7 protein-coding genes are annotated in these 16478 nt (G+C 39.3%); 3 read left to right on the plus strand and 4 right to left on the minus strand.

Translation table 11 applies throughout. From position 1 onward, the window contains the following. Positions 1-119: 119 nt before the first annotated feature. The 3 genes from ABIE66_RS14745 to ABIE66_RS14755 all read right to left on the minus strand — a co-directional run bounded on the left by ABIE66_RS14745 (position 120) and on the right by ABIE66_RS14755 (position 10337). Entirely contained in the window at positions 120-8030 is a 7911-nt protein-coding gene (locus ABIE66_RS14745; RefSeq protein ID WP_370015250.1) for a DNRLRE domain-containing protein, read from the minus strand. A gap of 431 nt (positions 8031-8461) precedes the next feature. Next, entirely contained in the window at positions 8462-9040 is a 579-nt protein-coding gene (locus ABIE66_RS14750; protein WP_370015251.1) for a GNAT family N-acetyltransferase, read from the minus strand. 64 nt (positions 9041-9104) lie between these two features. Continuing rightward, positions 9105-10337, minus strand: coding sequence for an NAD(P)/FAD-dependent oxidoreductase (locus ABIE66_RS14755; RefSeq protein ID WP_370015252.1), 1233 nt, complete (start codon positions 10335-10337; stop codon positions 9105-9107). A 337-nt stretch (positions 10338-10674) separates the two neighbouring features. On the opposite strand from ABIE66_RS14755, the gene ABIE66_RS14760 reads away from it, so the two are divergent. The 3 genes from ABIE66_RS14760 to ABIE66_RS14770 all read left to right on the plus strand — a co-directional run bounded on the left by ABIE66_RS14760 (position 10675) and on the right by ABIE66_RS14770 (position 13252). Further along, on the plus strand, positions 10675-11301 hold the full coding sequence (locus tag ABIE66_RS14760; RefSeq protein ID WP_101225430.1) for a CAP domain-containing protein: 627 nt from the start codon (positions 10675-10677) through the stop codon (positions 11299-11301). Between the two features lie 282 nt (positions 11302-11583). Continuing rightward, entirely contained in the window at positions 11584-12465 is an 882-nt protein-coding gene (locus ABIE66_RS14765; protein ID WP_370015254.1) for a helix-turn-helix domain-containing protein, read from the plus strand. Between the two features lie 187 nt (positions 12466-12652). Next, positions 12653-13252, plus strand: a complete 600-nt coding sequence (locus ABIE66_RS14770; protein ID WP_289325251.1) for an exonuclease domain-containing protein — start codon at positions 12653-12655, stop codon at positions 13250-13252. Positions 13253-13799: 547 nt separating this feature from the next. Here the strand turns inward: ABIE66_RS14770 and ABIE66_RS14775 are convergent. Beyond that, the gene (locus ABIE66_RS14775; RefSeq protein WP_370015255.1) at positions 13800-16196 is read right to left on the minus strand and encodes a YhgE/Pip family protein; all 2397 of its coding nucleotides are present in this window, start codon (positions 16194-16196) and stop codon (positions 13800-13802) included. Positions 16197-16478: the final 282 nt, after the last annotated feature.

Here is a 16478-nt window from a genome sequence, read left to right on the forward strand (position 1 = left end):
CCTTTTTCTATTACCTGGAATACGAGTTTTTGTTTTAGGACTCACCTTAAGAGTAGCAAAATACTTATCAGCTCTTTCTATTTCTCTTCGTGCTTGGTCCCCTGAAACTCCTGCTCTTCTCATTGCTTTATATCCAATTCTTCTTTCTGAAGCATATGTGCCCCCCCACTTTGTCTCTGAACTTTGCTCGCTTTATAATGTTTAGTACCCTTTTTATTTGGTCCTTGAAGATGAATTGCAGGTGCATTATTTCTATGATAACCAGGTATGGCTCTAACGGCTGCATCTTGTATTATATGATGAGAATCTTTTACTTTCATCGATGTAAGTTGTCGATGTGTACCACTTGATTTTGAAAAAAACTGCAAATTTAGTTTTAGTGGTTTTGGCTTACTTTTCTGCTTTCTTTCCTTTTTTAATGGGGCTGCTTTAAATTTCTTTACCTTCTTCGCTTTCTTTCCATACTTGACTGCACTGATCGCGCCTTTGGCGGCCCATTTGGCTTGACCGGCACCTGGAATGAAGTTGCTTGCGACCGATACCGTTGCTCCGGCTTTTTGATACCACTTTGATTTCGGATTTTTTATTTTTTTAATATCATTGCCTATATAGGCATTATACCCTTTTTTCGAGTACTTCTTCGTTGCTTTCCAGCCTTTTTGCAGCCATTTTGGCGCATGGCCATCCGGGTCGATGTTATTGACTGGATCGGCATCCGCATATAGATAGCGATTAAGGGAAGTAGGATCTTCTTCCGTGCCTTCGTATTCATCAGGGACAATAAAGCGCCCAATGGAAGGATCATAATCTCTCCAGCCCATTAAGTACAGGTTGGCATCGGCATCATACATGACACCATACTTACCTACGTAACGGTAAATGTTTACATTCGCTATTTCATTGTCACCAGTAATGGCTGTAACATTTCCCCATTCATCATACTCATAGGTCGCTTTCGTGCTGCCGGCTTTATCGGTTAGGGCGATGACGTCTCCGCGTGCGTTAAATTGATAATAATAGACGGCATCATTGAAGCTAAAACTTAATAAATTCCCATCCGCATCACGATGATATTTAATTTTGTCTTCCCTTTTGATTCCTTCTATACTTTCCAGGAATAACTCACCATTAGTATCACGATGGTAATGATAGTGCGTGTTTTTCGTTCCATCGTTCACATCTTTGGCAATGCGATTCCCATCTGTATCATATTCATAGGCGATGGTAGGTTTTTTCTTGCCGTTCACGGTTTGATTGACCTTGACTAGTTGATCATCACTATTGTAGCCGTAATCGGTTACCGTCGTGTTTGCGCCTTCTTTGATCGTAACTTTCGCTAGCATCCCGACAGGATTATGGACATAATCAGTCGTGCGGAGAAGCGCACCGGATGTTTCGTTATACTCTTTTTTCTGGAGAATCCGATTGTCGGTCGTATACGTATACGTCGCAGCGACCTTGCCCGATGTTACATTTTCCGTTTTAACCAGATTTGAGTTGGCATCATAGCTATATTTAAGCTTCTTTCCATCCGCTTCAACGGTTTCAAGCTGCCCTTTTGCTGTATAGGTGTATTTCTTCTTTACCTTTCCTTTATCGGAGATTTGCGTGATTTGTTCCGTATCGGAATGCTGATATTGAAGGTCAAAAAGCACGCTCTGATCCTTTTGACTTACAGCTTTCAGGGACTTCACTTTAGAACCGCCATTATAGCTGATCGATGTTTCTACTCCAGGCGCTTTTACTTTGGATAAAGAATCATCGACTAAATATTCATAATGATAGGAATCAAAATTAGGTGTCAGGATCTTTGTCATCCTGTCATTGTCATCATACGTAATGACCGTATCACCAAGGGCGTTGCTCAAGATTTCTTTATTGTCTTTTTCGTCATATCTCGTCGTCGTCTGTGTATCCGTGTGTGTTATGGTTTCTGAAATTAGGCGGTTATTGGCGTCATATTCAGAGACGGTTTCACTGTTATAGAACCCATCACCATCTGGATCCACCGCTACTGGGACGGGATTACTCTCATCATATACCCATGTATGCGTCACATTGCTATTATGATCATGGAGAAAACGGTTTTCCGTTACTTTCCCGTCTTCCACATTAAGGCCTGTTTCTTTTACAAGTCTGCTTAACTCATCATATTCATAGGTGACTTCTTTAGAAACGGTTGTCTTGGAGCCATTTATTTCTTTCAAGCTTTTCTTTTTCACTTGTCCGATAGAGTCATATTCATATGAAGATACTTGTTTCGTAGATTCACCGGGATTGGTTTCCGTCACTGCTTTTTTCTCGGTTTGCAGTTGACCCTCTTGATCGTATTCCCACTCCGTTACTGCCCCAGTGGCATCTACCAGTTTCGTTTTATCTCCTGCAGCGTTATATGAATACGTCGTATATTTCCCGTCTGTATCCACTACATCCTTTAATTGACCATTGGCTTCGTAGATATAGTGTGTTGCGCCTAATTTATCGAAAGCGATTGCTTCGTTCCCCAGCCCATCGTAAAGCGTCCATGTTTCCACTGCTGGACTGGAAGAATCTTTACTGTAGACGGCGTTGTCATTCTTATCGTATTCATAACTGATCCAGTCCCCTGTACCGGATATGGACTTTACGAAATTACCGACAGCATCAAACTTACTTTGTTCCACTAAAGTGTTTTGGTCTTTGGTTGGATCGGAAGAAGCTGTCAGGCGATTTTGTTCATCGTACCGATAATGTGTTTTTCCTTTCGAATAAAGGGTGGATGTTGTCGTATCCCATGCAAAATTCTCTTCCGTAACCTTATTATCATTGGCATCATACGTCATTCGCAGTTGATTGGCTAATGGATCAATACTCTTGATGAGTCTGCCCAGGGAATCATATTCATAGGTATTAACGTAACCGTTACCATCTTTTTCAGCGATTTTTTCACCGAGCTCGTTATATTCATCAATTTCTGTACTATTTATTATTTTAGGAGGATGCGGCTTTTGGAAATCATAAGCTGCCTTGGTGACTTTCGGGTTCCGAACAACGATTTGATGATTTTGTTCATCAAATTCATACTCTACCGCCTGACCAAGTGCATCCGTTTCCTTGATTAAATTGCCTACACCGTCATATTGATATTTCGTTATTTTTCCCAGCCGATCAACTTGTTCGGTTATTTGATTATCCAGGTTATATGAGAACCTTGCTGTTTGTCCCAATTCATTCGTTTCTTTAATTTTGTTTCCAGCTGCATCGAACTCAAATGCCATTTTCTTTCCATAAGGATCATATGATTCTATTCCATGCAGACCATTTGAATCGTAGACGGTTCGAGTACTAAAATCACTTTCTTCCAATCTCACATCATCTACGTTGATTGAAGATGATCCAGCTTGGATTTTCACGGTAATGAAGGAAGCATTCGCAGGAATCACTGCACCTATATGTTGTAAATTCCATCCAGATCCATTTGAAGCAACACTGGATTTGGTGCTAATTAATTCCTTGGACGAATCATAAAATTGAGCAGATACTATCGCGCCTGATCCTTTTGTCCACGCCAGTGCCCGTACAGGTAGTTTTCCTGGTTTAATCGGCAGATGCTCCGATTCTATCGAACCTGTAATGGAAACGCTTCTCGTTCCCGTTCTTATTTCGGTTGTTTGGTAGGATGGACTTCCCGAACTCTTCCAATTTGGAATGGATGTGCCTTCACCCGTTTCAAAGCTAAAGTTGGGAACGGCCGCATATAATGGTCCTCTCTCTGAGGAGCTGTCTGTCAAATTTCCGAATTTATCGTATTTAAATGAATCCTTGAAACCTTCTGCATCAACGGTCCATAACCGGTTTCCTTTAGCATCATACTCATGACTTGTGACCCGGCCCAAGGCATCTATTTCTTTCGTCAATAGACTTGTGCCTGGTTTATATTCATATTTAGTTACAGGAGTCGTGCTATTGCCTTCGATATCATTTGTAGTTGGTTCGGTTTTCGTTAAAATATTTCCACGGTCATCGTACGTAAAGGACGTTTTATATCCTTTGCCATCAAAGGAATCTTTGATTTTGTTTTGATCATATACATTCCTGCTTGTTACCTTTAGACCGTCGAGATCATCGATCGTTTTAATCAAATTTCCCTTTTCATTCGTTTCATATTCAGAAGTAGTAATCTTATATTTACCCGATGTAGAAACTCTTGCCGTTCTTTTCAGTAAATCATACACAAACGCTTCTTTCACGATGGACGGATCATTTTTCTTATTCGCATTGGCGTTATAAGAGGTGAATTGCCGTTCCGTACTAATGAGTCGGTGTCCATTATAATCGTAGGTTGTTGCGTTTTTATTAGGATTGATATATTTCTTTAACTTGCCCATTCCATCATATTCATAATTTAATGATCGAAATAATTTATTGTCCTTATCATGGTATTCGACCTTTGTAAGCGCTTGATTTACATAGATGTATTTGATGGTCGCTCCCGTGCTATCCGTAATTGCACTTAAAAGTTTATCCGTATAAGTAAAGGTTGTTCTTCGCCCTGTAGAATCAACGATTTCTTTAATATTATTTCCATCATATTGAATCGAATTTTTGTTTCCATTTTTATCTTCGATTGATATAAGTTGACCCTTATCATTAAAGGTTTGGATGATTCCCGCTTCATCTAGATCTGTTAACGTAGAATTCCCGCCACTGGTTTTGACCAACTCCCGATAGACTCCCTGTGGGGAACTATAAGTGGAATTTACATTCTTTTTAAAGATGTGCCTCGACCCGTCTTCATCAATTAGGAAAATATCCCCATTCGGCTCTTCAACTAGAGATATATGGGCATCCAGTCTCCATCCTTTGCCTAGTGAAGTTTGCTGATCATCTTGACTATTATATGAACGGATAATCGTTGCATCCAGCCCTCGTCCTTTTATAGAACTATCTGTATAAGACAAATGAAGATTCCCATTTGCAAGATTCGTCTTACTTTCACCGTATCCCGTTTCCGTGCTGGTGTAGGCCCAATAGTCCTCTATCCTGAGCATCGACTGTAACGGATCAACCCATACCTTTTTAGTAGCGATAGATGTATTACTAGCTTTATCACGAACATTCAACTGGATTGTGTAGAGGCCAGCTTCCATGCCGGTTACATCCCATTTGCCTAAAATCCCATCTTTTATATCATCCGATTTCTTGGCAATTTCAGTCCATGCTTGGGGAGACTCGCCTTTCCCGTAACTTAGCACGTACTCGTCCATATCATCATTATCTGTAGCCGAACCATTGATTTCCGTTATCCCATTAAGATAATCCAATGTAACGGGAAAGGTTAATTTAGCCGTTGGTAAGGTTGCATCTAGCAGGATCTTCTCGGAATAAGCTTTTGATTCATTACCTGAACCATCCTTAAACATGACGGATACAGTTTTTTCACCGTTGCCGCCTGATAAGGTCCATGGTTTGGTTTTAACCTGTTTTTCATAGGCTGTCCAGTTTGCTTGTTCATTACGGAACCTTTGGGAAATGTCACTATCGCTATTATCGGAGGATGCCAAAGTTAATGTCACATTAGGTGTATTCGTTACCTTTGCGCCATGATTAATGACAATTTCCCCTGCTGGCGGGGTTGTATCGACCACTTTGACTTTTTGGGAGATTTGATCGCCGAACATTCCCGTTTTCAACTTCAGCATTTGCCATTGGCTGCTATAATCCCCGGTTTTTTTTCCGCCGTTTAGCTTCACGTTGAATGTCTTTGTTTTTGAAGTGCTTATTGATTCTGAGTTTGTCAGCGTTAACCTGGCGTTACTGGAAAATGGATCATTCGTTGCCGTTGACCCGAGCATGAAGCCTTCAGAATTCGTCCATGTCTCAATTCCTTCATTTTTCACCGTGATCGCTACATTGTAATCACCGCTCGCTTCCATTTGCGGTGGAATCGTGTAACTGACGATGGACGCATCCAGTTGTTTTCGCGCAATACCGGACGAGGAATCTGAATTGATATAGTTTCCTTGATTGTCGACTGCACGGACATACATATGGTAAGTGGTGCGGGCAACCGCTTTTGGCAGAGTGAAAGAGTTTTGCGTCACTAATGTGCCATTGACAACATCGGTTTTTCCCGCAGCGGTTCCCACATATACCTGATACCCCTTCAGCCCGGAATTGGAGTCCGTCGAGGCTGCCCAGGTGAATTTGAAATTCGAATCTAAATGACTTGTAATCGTTGGTTTACCAGGTTTGGTTGGTGCGGTTTGATCGGCAATCGTTGGTGTGAATTGTGCGGATTGTGCACTATCCCCATATTTATTGTATGCCTTGATCCGGAACCAGTAATTTTTCCGATCTTGGTACGTTCCTTTCGAGTTCTTGTAGACTGGCCTGGGATCATCCGCTAGTTCAGTGCCCGTTCCATTTAAACGCAAATTGTAATTCCCAGCTGCTATTTGAGCAGCCGTTGGCCAAATTTTCTTCCCTTTTGTTGACCAGGATGTCACATTTCCTACATTAATTTCTTCATATTCTTTTCCATTAAAAACAAGGACTTTATATCCTGTAGCTCCTGCGACGGGCGTCCAGTTTAGGTTTACATAACCCGTGCCTGAATTAATCCCATTTCCGACGGCTGAACCTGTAGGCGCGTTTGGCACGCCCGAATATGTGACAGAAAGATAAGGTTGATTAGATGAATAATCAGAGGAGTAAAATTTTCGATATGTTCCTAGGGTTCCTTCAGAAGATGATTTTAAAACAACTCCATAATTTGGCACTTTACCTTTATACCACTGGTCCACAAGATCGGTAATATTAAAGTTATACCAGCCATTATTTCCATTGACAGCGGTACTTCCATATGATTTTGTCGTATCGATGGTAGGCTGATTATTCCAAGTTACACCTGTGGATGCCCAGCTTGAGGTCACGCGTTGCGTATATACATTCGTATTAATCGAAGCAGTTGGTTGACTGAATTTATAGCCTTTTAATTCGGCGCTTACAAATAGCCCGCCACCTATGTTCGGTAAAGAGTTGGTGAAGTCTATATAGGACCTCGTCGTACCTGTTGAATCGGTAAATCCAGTTCGTAAATCGGTACTGTTATAATAATTGATGGTCGGGTATTTCTTCATGACGTAGGTATCTTTTGTATTTGAGGCAGTCCCGCCAATATTTACGGTTGGGTCTACTATGATGGGGAAAACACGAGCGGGGTCTTTCACGAATGCTTCATCGATCTCTACTTGAATGTATTGCTTATTACCCTCTTGGATAACTGAATATTCAATCTTTTCAGAGTAAACCCCTTCTGCATCTTCCATGAAGGGAGGAAGCATTTCCCATACTACCTTATTATCTTTATTAAGGAATTCAATATATCTATCTACTTTCCTTGCTGTCAATGTGCCATGCACTGAGTATTTAAAACTTGTTGCACTTTCCTTACTGTGTAAAAGAATATCCTCTTTTATCCCATTTGGCAGCATCGTATAATGTATATCTGTATCTTGATAGACATCTTTATAGATGACTTTCCCATCTTTCGTGCTGGCATTTGCTGCATTTGGATTCACTAATCCAAACCCAAGTTTTTCTTTTCCAAATTTCAGTGACACAATTTGTTTCTTTTTACTAGTGGGAGACAATTTGGCAGAAAACTTATTCCTTCCATTTTTAAATTTAAAGTCTTTTTTGTCTGCTTCATCATTCGTCTCTAATTCATTATCTATAGGATTCCATTCTTTTTTTGAATCATGATAATGCACTGGTCCGTTGTACACTTCTGTGGAATAGCTCAAATTGCTGTTTAAAAAGGTTTTTTCATCCACTTTTCTTTTTTCTTTAATTTCACTGACCTTTTCCGTGAACTTACGATCTTCATTTATTTTATTAGTAGATTTCGATTTTCCACCTGTGGTTTTCGAATTTGGTGACATGTCTCCATGAGCAATTACATCTGCAGGTACCAATGGAAATAGTAAACTGACTATTATTGTGAAACTCAATATTTTTTTGTATAATGATCCATTCTTTTTGTTCAAATTATTCCCCTCGCTCTCTTTTTTTCATCCTTTTCACCTACTCACCACCTTGTTTTTCCATTTTTAACAGTATTAAGTATTACTTTTCTATTATTAATATATTTTTACAAAGATGTCAAACCGATTTTTTTTATTACATTAAATCATTCTTTGTAATATAGACTCCTATTTTGTTTCAAAAATGTTGAGGAGAAAGCTGTTTGGGGTATACTTCAATATAATAATGTTGGATGGTGACTTGTGACGGAAAAGCGAGTCCAGGGGGGACACCAGGCGCCGAGGGCGGACCGCCTGCGGAAAGCGAGTGCCCTACGTTCCAATCAACGTACAAATTGTTCAAAACCTAAAAAAACTGTAGACAAACTCGATTTTTATCGAGTTTGTCTACAGTCTGACTGGCACTTGGGCCAGCTGCAATCTTCTATATTAAACTAAAATCTATTTGATCCCTGAAAACTTTGTTGCCGTAACTGGCAATACTCTGTGCTTAACAAGGAAAACACAAGGGCATCATGCGATTGTTCACGAAGAAATAGATAACTTCGGAGGCTGCCTTCCTCTTTGAATCCAAATTTCTTCAATAGGTTTCTGGATGCAATATTATCCTTGAAAGTTAAAGCGGCGATTCTTTGTAGTTTCAATTCTTCAAAGCAATAGCGCAATACTTCGTTGACAGCTTCAGACGCAAGGTGTTTCCTCCAATATTCAGGATGGATTTCATATCCTATTTCGGCGCGTTTGTTGGCTAGGCTCAATTGATTCAGGCCAACGGTACCGATGAATTTGCCTGAATCCTTTAAAATGACTCCCCATCGCATCCCACGTTTGTTTATATAGGCACTTTTAAACGCGTCGATTAAGCGACGGGCATCTTCTAATAGAGTTAAACTTTCTATCCCATCATATTTAGTCACTTCATCTTTAGAGAGGATTTCAAATAGACTCTCAGCATGATGGTGACCTATTTCGATTAAATGCAGCCTTTCTGTTTCCAATTCCTTAAACCACATCGAAGAATCCCTCCGTATATTCAGCTGTCTACTTAATTCTATTCATGATGAAGAGATACCTGTCTTAATGGACAATACTTTTTGAAAAATGCCTTTCCTTAACGTACAATGCCGAGTCCTCATGTCCTCCCTTTGTAATCAAATCCCTGATGATTTGGGAAAGGATGACACTGTAAACCGTTCCATTCCCGCCATAACCCAATAAGAAGTAGCAATTAGGATGGTCAGGATACATTCCTATTGTCGGTAAACCATCATGGGTCTCACCAAAAAAAGCTCCCCAATAATAATCAGCCCAAATCCGATTCTCTAATTCTGGAAACAGATTGACAAGCTGCTTTATTAATTTATCTCTTTTGTTCAAAATCATTGAATCCCTTTTCTCCAGATAACCGGTCGATTCATCAAGGCCACCAATGATAATTCGATTGTCAGGAGTTTTTCTTGCATATAAATAAGGCCGTGCCGTTTCCCAAATCATCATATTATCATGCCATTTAGCTTGATCGGCTATTTGATTGGTTGCGATGGCATACGAACTGAGAATCACTGCATTTTTATCCTTCACCTCTTCTTGGGCTTCATACCCAGTTGCGAAGATGACCGTCTGTGCATGTATCGTATGTCCGGTTTGGGTAAATAACTGGGTTTGATTCTCTTTTAATATCTTCCCATTGATTTTTGTTTTTGAATAGACACGTACGCCTTTCGAAACTGCCTTTTCAATCAATAAATGTGCATGTTTATAAGGATTGATTTCAGCATCTTTATCTGTAACCAGCGCTCCTGCTTTCGGAAACGAAAATTTTCGGTAAATCTCTTTTTCAGTATAATATTCAACAGGGAAATTGCGGGATTTTAGATTATTATATTCTTCTTTAAGCATAGAAACATCCTTGGGATTGGATGCATAGTATAAGCTTTTTCTAATTTTAAAATCCGGGTTTTCCTTTAAACTTGGAACAACCTCTTTTTCAAGTATCCTAATGGCGTCCAAACAAAGCAGAACATGCCGCGTCCCAGCTTCTTCTCCAAAACTATGAATGAGGGATGTTAATGTTTTATCATTTGAATACTGTAAGAGTCCAGTATTCGCAACCGTACTCCCTTCACTTATATCCCGTTTATCGATCAGAACCACATTCAGACCCGTCTCTGCCAAAAAATAGGCACAGTGCGCCCCAGATGAACCACTCCCCACTATACAAACATCACATGAAAGATCCTCTTCCAGCATTGGGTATTCTTTTGCTTCAAATGTATCTTTCCAAAACAATTTGCCTGCCTTTAAATCCATACAAGTTCCACCCTTAGGATAATTTATTAGTTCAATCATATTTAGTTACATATAACTATATCGTTTTGATGTTCTTATTGTTTACCCTGACAAACACGGCCTGCAAACGTAAAATGATTCTTTATCTACATGAAATGATCCTACCAATTTATCAAAAAGCCCTATGATTTTGATTTACCATATACTCTCCCAAGTTATATGGACCCGTATTTTGTATGTTCTTATTCGATACCTTTTTCCCATTCCAATAAAGAATGTTAATGAGCTAATTTTACACAAAACTATTTTTATAGCATACTATACTTCCAATCCAGATATTCTACTAGGAGGAATCAAAATGAAGAAAATCATCATTTTATCAGCACTGTCTCTATCCCTACTATCTCCAAAAGTTGCAATGGGAGCCAATACATACGAGGTGGCAAAAGGAGATACCTTAACGAAAATTGCTTCTGAATATGATGTCAGCATTGACGAATTACTCAAAACGAACTCTGCTATAAAGGATGCAAATCAAATTCGAATCGGACAAATCATTAATCTTCCGGCATCCAACACAACAGTAAATCAAAAAGAAAGTCAATCAGTTGAACAGCGGGTTCTTAGTTTGGTTAACGAAGAACGTTCAAAAGCTGGCCTCTCTCCCCTTGAAATGGATACAGACGTTTCCAACGTAGCAATTCTGAAATCTGAGGATATGCGTGATAATAATTATTTCAATCATACAAGCCCGAGTTATGGATCGCCTTTCGATATGATGAAATCCTTTGGGATCAGTTACGAGTACGCAGGGGAAAATATCGCAGCAGGTCAACCTAGTGCGGATGCTGTCATGAAATCATGGATGAACAGCCCCGGACATAAGGCCAATATCCTGAACAAGAACTATACACATATTGGAATTGGGCATGTGACAGGAGGGAAATACGCCCACTATTGGACCCAGCAATTCATTGGAAATTAATAACGTTAGAGGCGGCAGGTTGCCGCCTCTTTTTTTATCCTTATATTTTAAATTTAATGCTTGCTATTATCCGTGAATATATACTTTTCTCACTTTATATTGAAAAGACGTCATATTAGTTTGCTCACTTCAATAATAAAACGCAATTCATAATTTTTGTTGTAGGGATACCTTGGAAAACACGTAAAGTAGTTATTTCGAACCACCTTTCAATTATCTTCCTGATAAAAATAAATTATGTTAAAATAGAAATCTAGACATAGGTATAAAGGGGCATTTGCAATGAAAATAGAGGTTGGCTCTGTTATCCACGAATTACGAATAAAACAAAACCTTACAAGAGAAGAACTGGCTAAGGATATATGTGAACCTAATATCCTGTTAGATTATGAAAGAAGCATCACTTCTCCAACGATTGATGAATTGGCACTTTTTGCGGATAAACTTAAAGTTGACCTGCCCTACTTCTTCACTACCAAAAATGAACCAATTTATAATTACATAGAAACCATTAAACTTTTGATAAACAAATATAGACGCACACTTAATTATGAAGCAATCTATGAAATCGTCCAAAAAGAAATGGCAACGGCACCGGAAAAATCGATATCATTTTATCAATTCTTGAAATGGCATGAAGGTATAGCTTTTTTTTATTTGTACAATGACAAACAAAAGGCTATAGAATTATTGAATGAGGCCATTCGGATTACAATGGGTAAACGTGTCATTCTACATCAACAGGAGATAGCAATACTAAATAGTATTGGAATCATCCATTTTAAAACGAAGAATTATGAAGAGGCCATCACCATCTTTAATGAAGCATTGGAATTTATCGAGAATATTCCCCATGTGAATCAAGAAGGTACAATTATCGTGAAGATCATTCATGGATTAGCACAAACATTGACTGAGCTTCAATACTATCAGGAATCGTTAAATTATACCCTTAAAGGGATCAACATTTGTAATTCGATAGAATCATTATATTTATATGCAGAACTTCATCTTTTAACTGGTAAAAATCTGATTAATCTCCAACAACCTGACGAAGGACTGCAATATATAAATCAAGCCAAGAATATTTTCAGTCTTCAAAGAAACGACGAATTCGTACAAATTGTCGAAGATGAATTGGAGAGCATTTTACAATTCATCTGAACTTAATTTGATAAAAAAAGGTAGAGATTGCTTTGATAAAAGCACTTCTCTATCTTTTTTTATAGCATCGTCTGATCAGAAATCGCTTTAATCCAGGATTGTTCAATCTCGCCCTTACATTACACTTTCAATTGCTAACCTATGTCAGCTATAATAGATTAATGAAATTCTACTGGAGGAAAAAAAATTGTCTAATAGATTAGGTTTAGTACTAGACGTGGAAACAACTGGTTTACGTCCCTCTTCCGATGAAATTATCGAACTTGCCCTTATACTCTTTACATACAGCAGTGAAACAGGGGAAATTATTAATCTTATTGATCAAGAATCATTTTTAAGGGAGCCTCTCTCCTATCAAGCAAGAAGTAATTATGATCAAGCATACAGGATTCATGGAATTCCATACAGCTCCGTTGAAGGAAAAAGTTTTCACGATGAAAAAATTAAATCCTTCATAGCCCGTACTGATTCGATTTTCGCACATAATGCTTCTTTCGATAGAAGTTTTCTCTACCAAATGTATCCGGAAATCAATGATCAAAAGTGGTTCTGTACGATGCGGAATGTACCTTGGAAGCAATACGGATTCGAGAATAGTAAACTCTTAACATTACTGCAGGCACATAATATCACCAATTTCCAAACACACAGAGCTCTGGACGATATTTCTTACCTAATGGAACTTATGAGAAAACCTGGCCCTTCTGGTCACCCTTATTTAAAAGATGTCATTGCTAAAAATCCGATGAAGAAATATGCACCTGCCACTCAAAAGTCAAGGGTATAGCATTTGTTTAAATACTTTTACACTCTTGTACAGGTTGCGCCATAGTTTTATCACTATAATCGTTTTTTGACTTCTTTCCCTTTTCCTTGTGAACAGGAAGCGCTTGGCACATATATTCAGGTTATCAATAAAAAATAGCGACCAATTACGGGACGCTGTTTCAGTTTGTAGACAAAGGGGGTTCGGAATTAAAAAATTCCGAACCCCCTTTGAAATATGTTTAGAAAGCATCCTCATCACCTCAATTTTTATAATTCTATTTTAAAACAATAAAGACTTTAGGCAAAAGGGTTCTATCTAAAAGTTAAAACAAAGTTGATTGGAGCGGAAGGTGCGAGACTCCTGCGGGAAAAGCGCGTCCAGGGGAGACCCCGCAGGCGCAAAGGCGCCGAGGAGGCTCCCGGACCGCCCGCGGAAAGCGAGTGCCTGGATCGGAAATCAACGTCTAAATTGTACGCCCATAAAAAAACTGTAGACAAACTCGATTTTCATCGAGTTTGTCTACAGTCTGAAACAGCGACCCATGACGGGTCGCTGTTTTTTTTGATCATTGTACAGTTGCATCTTCCAGTTTTTCATTTAATACGCCGTTCAATTTTTTATACCGGAAAATAAAGTACGTGAGTGATAATAATAATGCCACAACAAGGAATATGGCCAATATGCTAAGATTATGCCACATGAAGCTATAATCTCCTGTTGAGATGACTGCTCGGAAAGCATTAATCGAATAAGTCATCGGTAAGAATGGTGTGAACCCTTGCAGGAAGCCAGGCACCAACTCATTCGGGAATGTTCCGCCACTGCTGGTCAGTTGAAGAATCAAAATTAATAATGCTATGAACCGGCCAGGATTATCAAAGGCTGAACCCAGGAACTGGATGATAGCCATGAATGTGCAGCTAGCAAGAATGCTTACTGCAAAAAACAGCGGCAGGCTCGTAACATCAATTCCAAGTCCTAAAATTAAAATCGAGTCCACCAATACGGCTTGAAAGATTCCTATGAGGGCCATGACGCTGTATTTACTAATAAACCAGCTAAATCCACTTGCAGGCTTAACAGCAGGATCTCTTAACGGGAATATGATCGTCAGAACGATAGCCCCGATAAATAAACTCAATGAAATTAAATATGGTGCAAAACTAGTGCCATAGTTCGGTACATTATTTATTGGCAATTTATCCACTTTAACTGGACTTGCGAACATGTCATATACTTCTTCATTTGATTTTATGTTACCAGCTTCGTTTGCCCCATCCTTCAATTCGTCATGTAATTCTTCAGATCCATCTGAAAGTTTGGCAATTCCATCTTGTAACTTGATAGCTCCATTGGCCAGTTCTCCCATACCACTAGTAAGGCTGGATGAACCTTCTTTCAACTTATCCGTTCCTGTAACTAGACCTTTAGAACCTTCCGAAAGCTGTGAGGTTCCACTTGATAATTGCTTGGAACCATCTTCAAGTTGATCAAGTCCGCTTACCAAGTTGTTGCTGCCTTCGGTTAACTGACCAAGTCCACTCTGTGCTGAATCTATACTATCGCCAAACGTCGTCAATCCAGAAACCAATTGACCTTGACCATTTTTCAGTTCATTCGCTCCATTGGCAAGTTTATCCTGAGCTTGCTTCAATTGAGTAAAACCACCGCTTAGCGCACTTGAGCCTTCACCTAACTGATTTGCGCCATCACTAAGACTGTTTGAGCCCTTAGCAATTTCGGATGCACTGGCTGATAGTTTCCCTACTCCTTCAGAAACTCCTTTACTGCCTTCGCTTATGCGGGTTAGAGAAGCAATCACTCCATCCAAACGCGCTTTCTCGCCAGGATCATCAGTAGCTTCGGATTGTTGTTTCAATCCGGAAATAACTTCTTCCAAACCTGCTGAAACTTCAGAAGCCCCCGCTTTCGCTTCGCTCGATGCTGCACTCCATTCAGACAATGAACCTGACAGCTGATCAGCACCAGCGGCCACGCCATTTGCCCCTTCTGTCAAAGCGGGCAGCTTTTCTTCTATTTGATTGAAGCCCTCTAATGACTGCTGCAGTCCAGATGCCAATTCACCGGTACCCGCTTCAGATTTCTTGGCTCCTTGCAAAAGCTCGGATTGCCCATCTTTCATTTGTCCAACACCAGAGCTAAACTGTTGTAACCCTTGATTAAGATCTTTTGATCCTGCAGCTGCGGAACCTACCCCATTTGAAAAGGTCAATGATTTTTCGGCTAGTTTTTCAAGGTTTTCATGGATTTCTACAGAACCTGAATGAACGGAATCAATTCCTTCATCCACTTTTTTAGAACCTTCTTTAGCAGAGTTAATCCCATCACCAAGTTCACTTGATCCGTTCTTCACTGAATCTGTTCCGTCTTTCAATTCTCCAGCTCCATCACTGGCACTTTTGAGTCCGTCAGCCACTTCGTTCAAATTGTCGAACATTGACTCCGCATAGGTTTTCGTAACGGCTGACGAAACTTCCCCTTTGATTCTCTCCGAAGCTGCGTCACCTATTTTAGTAGATATATAGTTAAACCCTTCATTGGACGTGTAAATTAAATCCAGTTTTTCCGGATTGTCCTCCTGTAAGGTCGTTGCATTTTTCGAAAAGTTTTTCGGGATTTCAATTTTCATGTAATAATCTTGATTTTTCAGACCTTCATTGGCTTCCTTTTGACTGACGAAATGCCAATCGAAATCCTTTTTCTCCTTTAACTCCTTGACTAAGTCTTTTCCTATTGTAAGTTCCGATTCATTGAACTCGGCACCTTCATCCATATTGACAATGGCAACTGGCAATTGGTCCACCTTACCGTATGGATCCCAAAATGCCCAAAGGAACGTGCCGCTGTATAACAAGGGAATCATTATGATCCCGATTATGGAAATGAGTATCATAGGATGTTTTATAATGGCTAAAAATTCACCCTTTAAAGATTTTAACACGCCTACCAAGTCCTCCTTTACGACGAATATGCCGTTTATTTAATCTATTTCAGTGAAAAACGGATAGAAGAATACATAATTAAGTCAATTGCTTCTGCAATATATATTTATCATCCTTTATCTATATATTACGTTCAAAACAAAAAATGACTAATGACTATATCGTTCATTCGGTCATTATCACGAAAATAATATAACATTTATCCATCTTTTTATCAATATCTTTTCACTGTCTTACATCCTAAATTCACTATTTTTCTTTATATATCCTATACACATTGC

Origin of the sequence: Peribacillus sp. B2I2 (assembly GCF_041261685.1) — a bacterium.
In the GTDB taxonomy this organism is placed as follows: Bacteria; Bacillota; Bacilli; order Bacillales; family DSM-1321; genus Peribacillus.